The 15,525-nt window shown below is 55.8% G+C and carries 10 protein-coding genes and 3 pseudogenes; 2 read left to right on the top strand and 11 right to left on the bottom strand.

Going from position 1 to position 15,525, the window contains the following annotated elements:
• Nucleotides 1-162: 162 nt before the first annotated feature.
• The 4 genes and pseudogenes from ABF824_RS12440 to ABF824_RS12425 form a co-directional block, all read right to left on the bottom strand.
• Nucleotides 163-782: pseudogene (locus ABF824_RS12440) on the bottom strand (IS5/IS1182 family transposase).
• Nucleotides 783-1,182: 400 nt separating this feature from the next.
• Nucleotides 1,183-2,349, bottom strand: coding sequence for a diguanylate cyclase domain-containing protein (locus tag ABF824_RS12435; RefSeq protein ID WP_415489344.1), 1,167 nt, complete (start codon nucleotides 2,347-2,349; stop codon nucleotides 1,183-1,185).
• Entirely contained in the window at nucleotides 2,346-2,882 is a 537-nt protein-coding gene (locus ABF824_RS12430; RefSeq protein ID WP_415489343.1) for a heme NO-binding domain-containing protein, read from the bottom strand. Before ABF824_RS12430 ends, ABF824_RS12435 begins: the two co-directional genes overlap by 4 nt.
• Before the next feature lie 91 nt (nucleotides 2,883-2,973).
• Nucleotides 2,974-3,263 (bottom strand): annotated as a pseudogene (locus ABF824_RS12425) (IS5/IS1182 family transposase); the annotation flags it as partial.
• A gap of 485 nt (nucleotides 3,264-3,748) precedes the next feature.
• Between ABF824_RS12425 and ABF824_RS12420 the strand changes: the two are divergent.
• Nucleotides 3,749-3,926 (top strand): annotated as a pseudogene (locus ABF824_RS12420) (transposase); the annotation flags it as partial.
• Nucleotides 3,927-4,341: 415 nt separating this feature from the next.
• Here ABF824_RS12420 and ABF824_RS12415 read toward each other — a convergent pair.
• The 7 genes from ABF824_RS12415 to ABF824_RS12385 form a co-directional block, all read right to left on the bottom strand.
• The gene (locus tag ABF824_RS12415; protein ID WP_415489342.1) at nucleotides 4,342-5,856 is read right to left on the bottom strand and encodes a succinate CoA transferase; all 1,515 of its coding nucleotides are present in this window, start codon (nucleotides 5,854-5,856) and stop codon (nucleotides 4,342-4,344) included.
• A 61-nt stretch (nucleotides 5,857-5,917) separates the two neighbouring features.
• Complete coding sequence (locus ABF824_RS12410; protein ID WP_415489341.1) at nucleotides 5,918-7,105, bottom strand: thiolase family protein; 1,188 nt, start codon at nucleotides 7,103-7,105, stop codon at nucleotides 5,918-5,920.
• A gap of 28 nt (nucleotides 7,106-7,133) precedes the next feature.
• Nucleotides 7,134-8,069, bottom strand: coding sequence for an electron transfer flavoprotein subunit alpha/FixB family protein (locus ABF824_RS12405; protein ID WP_415489340.1), 936 nt, complete (start codon nucleotides 8,067-8,069; stop codon nucleotides 7,134-7,136).
• Nucleotides 8,070-8,100: 31 nt separating this feature from the next.
• Entirely contained in the window at nucleotides 8,101-8,850 is a 750-nt protein-coding gene (locus ABF824_RS12400) for an electron transfer flavoprotein subunit beta/FixA family protein (protein ID WP_415489339.1), read from the bottom strand.
• Nucleotides 8,851-8,880: 30 nt separating this feature from the next.
• Complete coding sequence (locus ABF824_RS12395) at nucleotides 8,881-10,653, bottom strand: acyl-CoA dehydrogenase C-terminal domain-containing protein (RefSeq protein ID WP_415489338.1); 1,773 nt, start codon at nucleotides 10,651-10,653, stop codon at nucleotides 8,881-8,883.
• A gap of 28 nt (nucleotides 10,654-10,681) precedes the next feature.
• Nucleotides 10,682-12,946 (bottom strand): 3-hydroxyacyl-CoA dehydrogenase NAD-binding domain-containing protein, encoded by a 2,265-nt coding sequence (locus tag ABF824_RS12390; protein ID WP_415489337.1) that lies wholly within the window; start codon nucleotides 12,944-12,946, stop codon nucleotides 10,682-10,684.
• A 48-nt stretch (nucleotides 12,947-12,994) separates the two neighbouring features.
• Nucleotides 12,995-14,632: an electron transfer flavoprotein-ubiquinone oxidoreductase gene (locus ABF824_RS12385; protein WP_415489345.1), complete on the bottom strand. Its 1,638-nt coding sequence runs from the start codon at nucleotides 14,630-14,632 to the stop codon at nucleotides 12,995-12,997.
• 196 nt (nucleotides 14,633-14,828) lie between these two features.
• Between ABF824_RS12385 and ABF824_RS12380 the strand changes: the two genes are divergently transcribed.
• Nucleotides 14,829-15,506 carry a TetR/AcrR family transcriptional regulator gene (locus ABF824_RS12380; RefSeq protein ID WP_415489336.1) on the top strand — a complete coding sequence of 226 codons (678 nt, stop codon included), beginning with the start codon at nucleotides 14,829-14,831 and terminating at the stop codon, nucleotides 15,504-15,506.
• Nucleotides 15,507-15,525 lie beyond the last annotated feature (19 nt).

Raw genomic sequence — 15,525 nt, 5'->3', positions numbered from 1 at the left:
AAAAATCCTTTTCTTACTTTATAAAAACGAAATATCATTGAACGGTTATTCGTCAGACTGAAGCAGTCCAACTCGTCGTCACAGTTATCGGGCGTAACTGATGACACGCCCCAGGCTCAAGACTCATAGCCAGGACATGACTGTTGCTGCGAGGCAGAGGACTCAGAAGAAGATAGTTGGACATCTGTCATAGCGTGTTGCGACACATCTCCCGTCCTTGAAGCGTCCGAACATGATCTCGATCTGGTTGTGGCGCTTATATTTTATCTTGTCGGATCTGATAGTTTTCCCGCGCGATTCCTGGCCAGGAATGCAAGGTTTTACACCCTTCTGTTCCAGGGCATTGCAGAACCAGTCGGCATCACACCCGTGATTGGTCAGCATCCCTCTGTGCGATAGGGAGGCTGTCGAGAAGGGTTGCTGCCCCCAATGCAATCGCTCACTGGCCCTGCCGTCGTGAAGAAGTTGAGCGGACGCCCGTTTTTGTCAGTAACCGCGCGGAACTTTGTAGTCATGCCACCGTTAGTGCGCCCAATCAAACGGCCTGATCCCCTTCTTTAGCCGCAGGCTCGAAGCCTTGCGATAGGCCACATCAATCAGGAGAATCTGAGATTCTGCCTTTCCAGCAGTCAGCCCATTCATCATTCTGATGAAGAACCCCATGGCGTTCCAGCGCTTCCAGAGTGTCTTGTGTGGACTGTATTCCCGGGGGCAGGGTGCTTGAGAAAGAACGGCCGCAGATGCTCCATCTGTTTGTCCGTCAGCCAAAACAAGTCGCTTATCTTCAGCCTCCTCGCAGACCCTGAATTTAGATTTTTCACCTCATATCAATGGGGCCTGATCCTAACGGCAGTGATGTGTTGCACTATTAGGAGGAAAGTTGACTTCAACTTATCATACCTTGCCGCAATGTCTCTGAACAGTTTCAGGCTGACGAAAAACGTTTTAAGATATTTGTTTTATGGCGATGATGGCTGATTTTTCGTGGATTATGTCGGTTTCTCTTTGACCGAATAATCGGTATGATCTGGCGTTTTCCGAACTTTTCAATAGGTGGAGCGGCATCATAAAACTTATTGGCGATGATGGCATCGGGAGCATCCGATAACCTGATCTGCGCTCCTTTTTATAAGCTCCCGTGCTGTAAGATATCTGGGACGAACTGACGCTGAGCAGCTTTTATCAGGCTGGGTTCACAGGGCGGGCGAGGGTCACACGACCGCCACCCGCTCTTTTGCTTACATACATGGCCTGATCAGCTTCTTTCAGAATGCAGGAGGTGCTTTCATAACGCGAGGACCAAAAGGCGAGGCCAATGCTGGCGGTCGAGGTCAAAGAATGGTTTTCTATTTCTAAAGGTCGCCGAAAGACGTCGCACACATTTTCTGTCGCGGTTATGACCTCATGAGGTGATGTCTTGCCGTAAAAAAGGATCACGAATTCATCGCCGCCCAGACGGGCCACCATATGCGCAGGATGATCCGCGAGCGTGTGGTTCAGACGTTGAGCCGTCTGACAAAGCACTTGGTCACCGACCAGATGGCCAGCCGTATCATTGATGTGCTTGAAATGATCGAGATCCATGAGACAGACCGCCGGTGGCGTATCGGTGGTTTTCCATGTCGCAAGAATATCGGTGAGTGTTTGAATGAAGAGTGTACGGTTAGGTAAGTTGGTCAGGGCGTCATGAGTCGCGTCATACCGAAGCTTACGCTCGGCTTTTTCCCGTTCAATCACGCGGGCGATATGACCGCCAATGTTCATGCACAGGCCGACGATTGGTTCTTCCGCTTTCACTTCCTTGCATGAAAAAAACAGGATGAGGACATCGACACATCCATCCGCAATGACAGGCAGACCCAACCCATGATGCAGGCCAGCCCCGATTGCATGTTCGTGCGAGTCGATTCTCCAGCTTACGATTTTCTGCTGACGTTTGATCTGGAAGGCTAGTCCGTCCGCTTCGAACAGTCGCGAAGCCCGGCAGGCGTCGAGCAGCGCCTGACGTGAGGAAGGCGTATCCGGAAAACACAAAGTAGGATTTATTCGGTCATAATTCCCATCCTCGCGTCGGATAAACGCTACGCCGCCCGAGAACCCCATGCGACGACAAGATTCCTCCAGCGTAACTTTAAGCACACGAGTGGCGGAGGAGGTCGTATTGGCGCAACTGACGATCATCTCCAGCAGTTTCTGCTGGTTGTTCAGACTATAGAGTTCACGCAGGCCGCGTTCGGCAATCTGTTCCGCCTCGCGACGGATACGCTTCTCCCTCTCGAAGCGTTTGCGCAACTGGAGGTAGAGAGTCTTGTAGTCGGTGTCTGTTTCATCTGCTGTCGGGTGGTTCATGGGCCCTGCCAGCGGATGGTCATGTCATTCTCTTTTGCGGAACCGGGTGGGTAACGCTCCACTGAGATCTTTTCATGCCAGATGTCGGCTGCTCCAAGAATGAAGCCATGTGCGAGATCAAGAAGGTGACGGGAGGACTGGTAGCGCATTTCCAGCGCCCCGTCCGGCTGTTCCGTGAAATGAAAATATGGACAGTGAGCTCCGGAATAGAGCTTCCTCACTTCAGGATGGATGATTGTGTTGACGGATAGGATGAATGCCCTTGCAGAGGGAAACTGCTCGAACAGTTCGGGATAGGTTTTCTTGAGAAGAGGCATCGCTTGCTCACCAAACCAGCGCAACACCTCGCCTTCAGAGATCTTCAGACGATGTGCCGCCGCGCTCACGAGCGCCAGCATATCTTCATCCGGATAGTTGCCCAGAGAACTATACACCCCATCCACCTTGGCCTTTTCCAAAAGGAAATCCCAGGTTTCGGTGCCGAATTGTTCGCTGACCACGTCCTCCAGAAGATTGAAGACTATGCCTTTCATGATGCTTCCGATCTGATCGCGATGATAATTTACAATGTGGGTAATCCTATTGTCTTCACAAGCCGTTAAGCGGACCGATCTTCTCGGCATTCTCTCCTGATATCGGCAGATAACCGGCATTCCGCAGGGTCGCGTCAAAGCGCTTGACAGAAATTCAATTGCACCGATCTGCGTCAGATGTTCCGTCTGTTCGTCGGAGAGATTGTTCAGAGTCTGATTCATCAGGAATTTGAATATCAACACCGGATCAAAGAGCGGACGACTGCCTTTTCTCCCGTCTGAATAGTCCAGAGTCTTCTCCAGATCGGGGTGGAAGACCTCAAAATTCACAGCACAGGAAAAGGCTTCGAGCTTGTCACCAAGTCCGCTCAACCGGGCCACGCGCTCTTCAACCTCAAAGAAACCAGACTACTTCATGATCCATCCCCCGTCATCACACCAAGATGGAATCACAGCCTATGAGGTCTGTGGCTTGACGACCAAAGACCTGCAGAATGACTTTCATCCCTACTTGCCATCGCTCTATCCGAGCGCACCTCAGGTGTGAGATCTTCCCGGTGATCAAGCCATCGCCCTCATTCGCTGAGTGAGATCTCCAAGCATGTCGATGACTGGTGGAAGTGGGAGGGCAGTTTGCCGTCAATATCTTCAACATACTCACCTATGTCGCGGAAAAAAGTCTTCGGTTGGACGGGGCATGTATCCGCGAGTTCGAGCTTGGGACGCGCTTTCCGTCGCCGTATGAATTCTGGATACCCTAGGCTCAGGACCTATTAATTCATTGAATTAAAATGAGTTCCCTGATCCCATAGGCTTTCGGGTAGGAAGAATCTGCGACTGACGTGCTTTTGCTTTCTGAGAGGCCGATGGAGTTGAACAGGCCGTTTTTTCCACTGGCTCACGGAGTACCACGCGTAGATGCCCGGCGTGTTCCTGAACTGGATGGTTTATGTGATCCGCAACGGACTTGAGTGGAAAGACGCCCCGAAAGCGTATGGCCCACACAAGACTTTGTATCATCGCTTTATCCGGTCGATCCGCCTGCATTCCATCGAGGAAGAACCGGAAATTAAAGCCATCTTACAACTGGCACCTGTATAAAAAGTGCCATCTTATCGAAAATATGTTCGTAAAGCTGAAAGACCGGCAATGTGTTGCGACCAGATATGACCGCCCGTTCATACATTCATGTCTGCAATCCACATCGCCGTAACCTTCATCTTTTATCCCAAAAAAATGAGGTCTGATCATAAACTGCCCATTCTACCAGAGCTGTAAAAACCAATTGAAAATACTTAATCGACCCCAGAGAATGAAGTGACTGTATGTAATTTTATAAGGACAATATGCTTTCCAGATAGCTTTCCACGGAAGATCTTTACGGATCACGTAGACAACTCCAGTCAGAATGCGGCATTCATCCTAAATGACCAAATTACGCAAAAGAGCAATGAGAATTTTAATTCACCGGCATCATAGACCCATTGTTGATCAGGCGTTGGTGCCACGACAGAGCCTCAGAAAGGACATGTGGTGTGTCTCCGCCAGAATACTGTTCAGCGCGGTATAAATAATCCCATAGGAATGGTCGGTAATCCGGATGGGCGCAATGTTCAATGATCTGCCGGGCCCGTCCCCGCGCGCACAGACCACGCAGGTCGGCTACCCCCTGTTCCGTTACCATGATCTGGACATCCTGGCTGATGTGATCGACATGAGACACCATGGGAACGATAGAAGAAATATCGCGATTTTTTGCAATTGAGGGTGTCATGAAAATCGACAGCATGGCGCTTCTGGAAAAATCTCCCGAACCGCCGATACCATTCTGTACACGTGAGCCGGCAATGCGTGTTGAATTGACGTTGCCGTAAATATCAATTTCGACTGCTGAATTCATGGTGATGGCGTTCAGGGCACGGACCACGGAGGGATTATTGCTCACCTCCTGCGGGCGAAGAACGATTTTGTCTCGCAGGGTATGCATATGCGTATTCACAAAATCAGCGCAGGGCGGACTCAGATAAAGGGCTGCTCCGGATATGGAAACCATCCTGCCGCTGCGCAGCATGTCGAGCATGCCGTCCTGAATTACTTCAGTATAGGCACTTAGATTGTCGAAGGGGGCATTGGCCAGTCCGCCCATGACTGCATTGGCGATATTGCCCACGCCTGACTGTAGAGGGGGAAGAGCTCGCGGCAGACGCCCGTGCGCAACTTCATTCTGGAGAAAATCGATGATATGTCCAGCAATCATCTCCGCATCGGGGTCAGGACGAAATGTAATACTCTGCTCGGCTTCATGCGTTATTACGACAGCTGCGATCTTGTTTGGATCGACACGCAGAACTTCTTGGCCGACGCGAATGCCTGGAGCCGTAATCCGCGCCAGGGTTGCGGGAACGTCGTGCCCCGCAGTGTTCAAGATGTCGTGCAGACCTTCGATCTGAGGGGTATGCCACGTATTGATCTCGATAATCACTCTGTCGGCAAGATCGAGCCACGTCTGGGCATTGCCGACTGCAAAGGTCGGCACGAGACCACCATCGCTGCGGATCAGGGCCACTTCGATAATGGCAACGTCGATTTTTCCAAAAAAACCTGCACGGGCCCATGGCGCCATCCGGCTGAGATGCGTGTCGACATAAGCAATGCTGCCTGCATTGATTTTCCTGCGCATGACCGGATCGCTCATATACGGCATGCGAAAGCTGACCGCATCCGCATCCGCCAGCACGCCATCAACATCGGTCATGGTGGATGCGCCGGTGAACAGCCTGACAGAGAACGGCTCTCCCAGCGCATGTCGCTCCTTCGCCATGGCGGCAACCGCGCGGGGTACGGCTTTGGGCGTGCCGCCAGCACCGAACCCGCTGGTGGCGATCGTCTCTTCATTGTTAATGAGTTGGGCGGCTTCCTCAGCACTCATTACCCGGTCGCGGAACGCATGGTATCCGATTCGTTCTGTTATCATTGTTTATCAGACTTTCCCGCTGGCTTCGTACTCCACTGAGCATGAAGCGTTCCTTGTTCTGTCAGGGTAGTTCGACAGCCATGGCAATTGCCTCGCCACCGCCGATACAGGCCGACGCCACCCCCTTGCGTTGGCCACGAGCCTTGAGTGCATGAATTAGCGTGGTGGCCAGCCGTGCGCCGGTCGCGCCGATTGGATGGCCGAGGGCGCAGGCACCGCCGTGGACGTTCAGTCGCTCGGCAGGGATGTCCAGTTCTTTCCGGGCCACCATGGCTGTGACGGCGAAGGCTTCGTTCACCTCGAAAAGATCCACTTCGTCTACACTCCAGTTGATGCGCTGGAGTAGTTTTTCCATTGCAGGAACAGGCGCTATCGTGAAATCACGTGGCTCCATCGCATGAACACTATAGCCTCTGACGGTAGCGAGGATCGGTAGCCCCAGTTTTTCCGCCTGTGTCCGGCGTGTCATCATTACAGCTGCGGCGCCATCCGCAATGCCAGAGGAACTGGCCGGTGTTATGGTGCCGTCCTTCCCGAAAGCAGGACGCAGGGTCGGAATTTTTTTCGGATCGGCCTTAAGTGGATTCTCATCGCGGCTGATCGAAATATCGCCTTTGCGGGTCTTGATTGTTACCGGTGCGATTTCTGCATCGAAAGCGCCATTTTCCACAGCGGTGCGGGCCCGCTCCAGTGTCCGCACGGCATATTCGTCCTGCTGTTCACGGCTGAAACCATATTGGCGCGCGGTCAATTCCGCGAAATGCCCCATGAGTTGCCCGGGTTCGTAGGCGTCTTCCAGACCATCATAGAACATGTGGTCATAGATCTCGCCATGACCAAGTCTGTAGCCACTGCGGGCTTTTTTCAGAAGATAAGGCGCATTGGTCATGTTTTCTTGACCACCAGCGACGACCATGCTGGCTGAACCGGCGATGAGAGCATCATAACCAACGCCCATTGCCATCATGCCCGAACCGCACAGCTTGTTGACGTTGAGCGCGGGGGCGCTGAACGGCAGACCGCCGAAATTAGCGGCCTGACGGGCTGGGTTCTGCCTTAGGCCGGCCGTCAGCACGCAGCCCATGAATACGGCATCGACCGCCGATGGATCGACGCTGCTGCGTTCGACGGCGGCGCGGATGGCGGCAGCGCCCAGTTGCGGTGCTTCAACGCCGGAGAAGTCTCCCTGGAACCAGCCGATGGGTGTGCGGGCGGCTGAAACGATAACGATAGCATCAGAAACAGTCATTTTCAGGACTCCGTAGGGTAGGGCGGGTTCAACCCAGTGCCTGCACAAATTCCGGAACAAGGGGGAACAGATCGCCGACAAGGCCGAAATCAGCAACCTGGAATATAGGAGCGTCAGGATCCTTGTTGATTGCTACAATAATTTTAGAATCCTTCATGCCTGCGAGATGCTGGATCGCTCCGGAAATCCCGACTGCGATATACAGTTCGGGAGCCACGATTTTCCCTGTCTGTCCGACCTGAAGATCGTTCGGTGCATAGTTGGCATCGACAGCAGCGCGGGATGCGCCTATCGCGGCATGCAGGCGTTCGGCGAGAGGCTCCATGACCGCGTGAAAGGCTTCAGCCGAGCCAAGCCCCCGGCCGCCAGAGACGACGACCCGTGCCGAGGTCAGTTCGGGACAGTCGCTTTTCGTCAGTTCTTCGTTTTCAAAACGGGTTTTCCACTCCCGGACTGGCACTGCGATACTCTCCAGCGGGGCGCTGGTGCTGGCAGTGGGAGCTGCGTCGAAGGCCGAACAGCGGATGGTGACGACTTTCAGAGCATCGAGACTCTGCACCGTTTCAATGGCATTTCCGGCATAGATGGGCCGTTCGAATGTGTCCGCAGATACAACGCGAGTCACATCGGAGACCTGCATCACGTCACATTTTGCGGCAACCCGCGGCAATATGTCCTTGCCGATAGAGGTAGCCGGAGCCACGATGGCGGTATAATCGGCCGAAAGCTGTGCCATCAGGTCCGCTACCGGTGTGGCCAGAAGATGTGCAAGTGCAGAACTGTCAGCGACAAGAACCTTGTCTACGCCAGAAAGTTCTGCCGCCGCCTGTGCCACAGGCTGCACGTTTTCACCCGCGACAAGCACATGCACCGCGTTGCCTATTTCACGTGCGGCACTCAAGGCGCGGGCTGTGGCGTCATTCAGGGTGTGTCCGTCATGGTCCGCAAGAAGAAGAATGGTCATGTCTGTGATCTTTCCGTTCGGGCTGCTGGCTTCAGATCGCTCCGGCGGCGCGCAGGTCGGCGACAAGTTCCTGCGCGGTCGTGACACGACGTCCTGCCGCACGGGGTTTGGGAGAGGTTACGGACAGCACTTTCAGCCGCCGGGTCAGGTCCACGCCGTATGCCGCAACTGGCGTGACAGCCAGAGGCTTCTTGCGGGCTTTCATGATGTTCGGCAGGGAACAGTGACGCGGTTCGTTGAGACGCAGATCTGTCGTCACCACTGCCGGCAAGGTGAGGGCGAGCGTCTGGTGGCCACCATCAACCTCGCGGGTGACACGCACGGTGTCACCATCCACCTGCATGGCCGATGCAAAGGTCGCCTGTGGCCAGTCCAGCAGGGAGGCCAGCATCTGGCCCGTCTGGTTGCAGTCATCATCCACGGCCTGCTTGCCGAGGACCACCAGATCGGGATTTTCCTCGCCTACGATAGCCTGGATCAGTTTTGCGGTGGCGAGGGGTTCTGGAGCCTCGTCCGTTTCGATAAGGAGCGCGCGATCAGCCCCCATCGCCATGGCCTGACGCAGGATGTCCTGCACCTTCGACGTGCCGATGGACACTACAACAACCTCTTCAGCCTGGCCTTTTTCCTTCAGCTGCACGGCTTCCTCGACGGCGATCTCGCAGAAGGGGTTGATTGACAGCTTCATGCCGGACAGATCGACGCCGGTGCCGTCCTCTTTCACCCGAGGGCGCATATTGGCATCAAGAACCATCTTTATTGGAACAACTATTTTTTTCATTTTGGTAAGTCCTGTCTCATGACGATCCGCTCAGAACATTTCGTCTGGCAAAGCCATGATGGATGAGGCGCCCGCGCCGATCTGTTGCGTCAGGGCAGCAGCCTGCGGCAGTACACGCTCCATGAAGAAAGTCGCTGTCGCCCGTTTATGTTGTACGAAGGCATCCGGCAGGATCGTTTCGCTGTCAGTGCTGGCCGTCACCATGCGCACCCACATCCAGCCGTAGCTGACAAGGGCGAAGAGCCGTAGATAATCGACGGCAGCGGCGTTGCGGTCATCCGGGCCGGACAGATCGCCGTCGATCAGACGCACTGTGACGCTTTCGAGCTTCTCCAGCGTAGTCTGTAATGGCGTGATCAGGGTAGTTGCGTGCCGGTCATTCCGGGCGGTCTCAAGTGTTTCGCGGATCTGGGCGAAATAGGTTCTGACCGCCTGTCCTTCGGCGAGAGGAAGTTTGCGGACGACGAGGTCCTGCGCCTGAATACCGTTGGTACCCTCATAGATCATTGCAATCCGGGCATCGCGGACGTACTGCTCCTGTCCCCATTCGCGAATATAACCGTGACCCCCGAGCACCTGCTGTCCGTTTACCGTGGCTTCGAAGCCAAAATCGGTCAGTGCTGCCTTGATGACGGGAGTCAGGAGAGCAACGCTGTCAGCCGCCTGTTGACGGACGGTTGCGTCGGGGTGGAACTTTTCACGATCCATTTCCAGCGCCGTGTAGACAACCAGTGCACGGGCCGCCTCGATGAAGGACTGCATGGAAAGAAGTGTCCGGCGGATGTCCGCATGGGCAATGATGGGCGCTGTGCCCGCGCGGTTGGGGGAGCGACCCTGCAGGCGCTCGCGGGCATAGGTCACCGCCGTCTGGTAAGAGGCGTGGGCGACGCCCAGCCCCTGCACGCCCACAAAAAGGCGTTCGGCATTCATCATGGTGAACATGGCTGCAAGCCCCCGGTTGGGCTCGCCCACCATCCAGCCCTGGCATTCGTCGTAATTCATCGTGCAGGTTGGCTGGGCGTGGATGCCCATCTTGTGTTCCAGCGCACCGACAGAAATATTGTTCGGTTCGCCGAGCGAACCGTCGGCGTTGACGAGAATTTTCGGGCACAGGAACAGGCTGATACCCTTGGTGCCGGGAGGAGCATCGGGGATGCGTGCGAGCACGAGATGAATGACGTTCTCCGCCATGTCATGATCACCGGACGATATGAAGATTTTCGAGCCGGTAACCGTCCATGACCCATCGGGACGCGGCACGGCGGTCGTTTTCAGCAGCCCGAGGTCGGAACCGGCATTGCCTTCAGTCAGGGCCATGGCTCCTGTCCAGACTCCGGCAATCATATTGGGCAGATAAGCATCTTTCAGATCCTGAGTGGCATGCGCCTCGATCGCTTCACAGGCGCCGCGTGTCAGACCCGGAAACAGTCCAAAGGAGAGATTGGAGCCGGAGAGCATTTCATCGACGAGAATCTGCACCGTGCGTGGCAGGTTCTGCCCGCCATATTCCGTCGGAGCGGACAGGCCGCCCCAGCCAGCTTCGGAAAAGGATTTCCATGCTTCGGCAAAGCCTTTGGGCGTTTTGACAACGCCGTTTTCCAGTCGGCATCCTTCGATGTCGCCCGTGGCGTTTAGCGGATGGAGGACCTCCGAACAGAATTTTCCGGATTCCTCAAGAATACTCTTGATTGTATCAAGATCGTTCTCTTTCTGCTCTGGCAGTTCGGCGAATACTTCCTCCGCGCGGAACACGTCGCGCAGGAGAAACATCATGTCCTCTACGGGAGCTTTGTATTCAGGCATGGCTTCTGTTCCAGTTGGAATATGTGGTTCAGTTTTTCAGGGGTTTTCCGGTCTCAAGCATGTGCGCGATCCGCGCGCGCGTCGCTTCAGTCAGCATGATTTCGAGAAAATTATCGGTTACGCGGGCGGTTATGTCCGATAGTGGAACCGGCGTCTCTGCATCGCCAGACAGGATTTCAACCAGCATTCCGCCCAGCACACGATCATGTGGGGACAGAGTGTTTTGCTGTGCCTCCAGTGCGTCGCTCAGAACGGTGCGCGATGGCAGAACGACAGAGGGCATTGTGGCGGGGATGAAACCGGACGCGAGAGTGATGGCGCGTTCCCGTGCGGTGGCGATCAGACGGTCTAGATTCATCACGATCTGATCGGTCTCACGGATTAGATGCTGGGTCTGGGCCGCAAAGCCGCAGGGCGCGGCGACACCAAGCATTACACCGTTGAAAACCTGTCTGACCGCATCCTCGGGGGATAGACCCGTCTCATGATGACGTAACAGCCACCGCGAGACGCCGCCCCAGCCCGGCAGCAGCCCCACACGACTCTCGACAAGGCCAATGCTGACTTCGGCATGCAGAGCGTCCGTACTCGTATGCAGCAGGACTTCGCAGCCACCGCCCAACGCCATTGCGCCTGCCGCCCCCACAACGGGGAATGGCGCTGCGGCAAGGGCTGTAAAAGTGTCGATGCCGTCAGCGATAAAGTGCGCAATGCCAGCTCTGTCGTTCTTTTCTGACAGGGCCAGCATGTGTTTCAGATTGGCCCCGGCGCTGAATGCGCGTCCATCGTTGCCAAGCACGAGTCCACGAAAATGCCTTGGTGTTTCAGCAAGGGACTGGCGCAGGCTTTCCAGAAGCCCGGGCGTAAAGACGTTCATCGGCGTGTGGAATTCGAACAGGCCAACGCCCTCGCCAATGTCCCACAGGGTTGCGGTCTCTGTGGCGAGGACAGACTTTCCGCCTAGTCGCAGCGCCGGCAGCGAAATGACGCCCTCAGGTTGGGCGACCGCTTCGCGCGTGGGGGCCGGAGTGGCAGGGACCACTATCGTGCGCTGGCCGTCAGCGACGCCATAGAACCCTTGCGCGCCTGCGGCTGTCAGCAGGGGGGGCACGGACTGGCCATCTTTATCCAGTCGGGTGGCAAATGCCGTGGCTCCGAACTGGTCGATCAGTTCGAACGGTCCGGCCCGCCAGGCGTAGCCAAGTCGCATGGCCGTATCCACCTGGTCCGGGCGATCGGCAATGTCGGGCACCAGCGCCGCCGCGTAAGCCAGAGTGCGGGACATGACCGCCCACGCATAACGACCTGCCAACGTGTCGGAGGCGATCAGGGCGGCGGCCTCCGTCTCAGGCAGGACAGGTGTTTCGCGTGGACGCCAGTTTTGGCTGACGGGGTCGAACGTCTCCTTTACCTTGCGGTCAGCGCTCTGGCGGTAAAAGCCGGCGCCGGATTTCCGGCCTTTCAGCCCTTGGGCCAGCATGGTCGTTACGAGCCCGGGCTCGGCCTCATAAGCCTGTAAGGCGTCGTCGGACGGAAGAGCCTGCTGCAGTGACCGGATCAGAGCCGGCATCAGGTCAATACCGATCAAATCCCACAGCCCAAACATTCCGGTGCTGGGGAACCCGAAAGGCCGGCCCATGACCGCGTCAGCCAGTTCCGGTGAAATGCCCAGTTTCAGCGCTTCACCCAGACCGGCGGCCAGCCAGTAGCAGCCAATGCGGTTGGCGATGAAACCCGGTGTGTCCTTGCAGGGCACGATGGTCTTGCCCAGAACATGATCCATGAAATGAGAGACGCGCTCCACGGTTTCATGTTTCGTGCGCGGACCGGACACCAGTTCCAGAAGCCGCATATGGCGGGGCGGGTTGAAAAAATGCGTGATCAGCATGTCTCCCGCCAGTTCAGGCGAGATGTCATTGACCAGTTCCGCCAGCGGGATGGTGGAGGTGTTGGAGGACACGATGCAGCCGGGCTTCCGCACGCTGTCGATCTGCGAGAACAGGTGGCGCTTGATGTCGATCCGTTCCGCGACCGCTTCCACTACCCAGTCACAGTCCCGCAGAAGATCGAGATCCGTTCTGGTGCTTCCGGTCGTCACCCGTGTGGCGAAATCGGGCATCATGAAACCACCGGATTTCAGCTGTCGTCTGACTCCCTCAGCCGCGAGCGTCGCGTCGAGGTCAAGCAGGACGACGTCCACGCCGCAACTGGCCATATGCGCTGCGATGCCCGAGCCCATCGTTCCGGCACCAATGACGGCGCATTTCCGAAATCTTGTGTCTTTGCAAGACATGTCGTGTTCCTTTTTGATTATGCAGTGCGCGGGTGCGTGTCATTCGTCCTACATGCCGGCATACATCGGACCTCCACCGCCTTCGGGTGCTGTCCAGGTGATGTTCCGGCTTGGATCCTTGATGTCGCAGGTCTTGCAATGCACGCAGTTCTGCGCGTTGATGATGAAACTGTCTTCACCATCATGTGTTTTTGCAATTTCATACACGCCGGCCGGGCAGTAGAGCCGGGCTGGCTCCCCATACAGCGGCAGGTTTCGTGTCAGGGGAACGGATGGATTGGCAAGTTTCAGATGACAGGGCTGGTTTTCCGCATGCGTGGTGCCCGAAAGGAACACCGAAGACAGGCGGTCGAAAGTCAGGACGTGATCCGGCTTCGGATAGGTTATGGGCGTAACATCCGAAAGCGGCTTGAATGTTTCCCAGTCCGGCTTTGTATGGCGCATTGTGCCAAAAGGAGATTTCCCGATGATCGTGTGGCACCACATGTCGAGCGCGCCAAGCGCTACCCCTGTCGGCAGTCCGTGGCGTGACCACAACGGTTTGACATTGCGCACTGCGAAAAGATCCCGGCCGATCCGGCTGTGGCGCCAGCCATCCCGCCAGGCGGTCAGTTCCGTTGCATCCGGTTTTGCCAAAATGGCGTCTGCAACCTGAATGCCCGAGGCGATGGCGTTATGGGATCCCTTGATCCGTGGCACATTCATGAACCCGGCCGCGCATCCGATCAGTGCCCCGCCCGGAAAGGTCAGACGTGGTACAGCCTGCCACCCCCCTTCTGTCAGCGCTCGTGCGCCATAAGCGATGCGCCTACCGCCATTCAGCAGGGCAGGCATCGTCGGGTGCGTCTTGAAGCGCTGGAATTCATCAAAGGGTGAGAGAGTCGGGTTCTCGTAGTCCAGATGCACGACGAAACCCACGGTCAGCAGATTGTTCTCACCGTGATATACGAAGGAGCCACCACCAGTTTTGCGGTCCAGTGGCCAGCCGAGCGTATGCATGATACGTCCGGGTGTGACGCGGCCGGGTGGCATTTCCCAGACTTCCTTAAGTCCTGTTCCGAATTTCTGGAATCCGGACTCTCTGTCCAGACCGAAATGCGCGATGGCGATCTTACTCAGTGAACCACGCGCGCCTTCCGCAAGCAGCGTATGCTTTGCGCGAAGTTCCATGCCCGGCGTGTAGTTCTTTCCATGTGTGCCGTCCTTGTTGACATCCATGTCGCCTGTCAGGATCCCGTTGACACGACCAGTGTCGTCGAACAGCAGTTCTACCGCCGCAATCGCGGGGTAGATGTCGACGCCGAGATCTTCCGCCTTTCTGGCAAGATATTTCACAACCTCGCCCAGAGAGCCGATAAAGCATCCCCTGTTGCTCATCAGGGGCGGAAACAGCTTCTCCGGCAGGGGGATGGCATGACGGGCAGTCAGGACGGCAAAATGATCTTCCGTCACCGCGGTTCTGAGGGGCCGGTCAGGATCATGCCGCCAATCCGGCAGAAGCTCATCAAGGGCTGATGGGTCCATGACCATGCCAGAGAGGCTATGGGCTCCGGGCTCCGCTCCTTTTTCCACGACAATGACAGACATGTCCGGCGCATGCTGCTTCAGACGGATGGCTGCGGCCAATCCGGCAGGGCCAGCTCCCACAATCACCACATCGCAGTTCACGTGATCGCGTTCTGTCATTTCATCCATTGCCAACGCCTCCGGTTGGAGATTGCGCTTTCGATTCGCAACCAAACATTTGTTAGAATTGAAAAGGAGGCAATTTTTTCCGTGCTGTCGAGGGAAAATGCACATAGATATGGTCACAGCTGCATGAGCAGGAGGGCACACGCGCTTCCTGCGGCAGTCCCCGTCCGCCTCTTCTGGTTTGCCTTTTATGAAACGAACAACCCGCCCTTCCACTCCGTCTGGCAGCTCTCGTCCCACAAGAAGGACAGGAGGGCCCGAGCAAACGCGGATTGTTCCCGATGCCGAAAAACCATCCGTGCCGGTGCAAGATGGGCAAGGGGACAGGCGGCATGAAATTCTGGAAATAGCTGCGGAACTGTTCGCTGAACGGGGCTACCGAGCGACATCGATCCGTGACATCGCGGAGCGGGCCGGCCTTCTGGCCGGTTCACTTTATTATCACATACGGTCGAAAGAGGCCTTGTTCGTCGAGATTCATAACAAAGCGTTGGAAGCAGCCGCCAAGCGTATCCGCAACGAACTTGTTGGCCGGACAGATCCATGGGAGCGATTGCAGGTCGCCTGTCTGGAGATGCTCAAGATTCAGCTTAATCCCGGTTCCCTGACGCTTCCACTTATGAACAATTTGCGAAGCGTGCCCCTGAATGTGCGTGATATTCTGATTCAGCAGCGCGATGATTTTGAAAAGATTTTCCGTGATCTGGTGATGGACCTACCCTTGGACGGGCAACTTGATAAAAATCTCTATAGGATTTTACTCCTCAGCTTATTAAATTCTGCGGATGGCTGGTTTCGTGAAGGCCGTCTGTCTCTTGAAGATATTGCCGCTCAGATTATCTTGATTTTTCGGCATGAGAAAAATTGAAATAATTATTATATTTACA

This window comes from Acetobacter sp. (assembly GCF_047721705.1).
Classification (GTDB): Bacteria; Pseudomonadota; Alphaproteobacteria; order Acetobacterales; family Acetobacteraceae; genus Acetobacter.
This window is presented reverse-complemented; position numbering and strand designations above follow the sequence as displayed.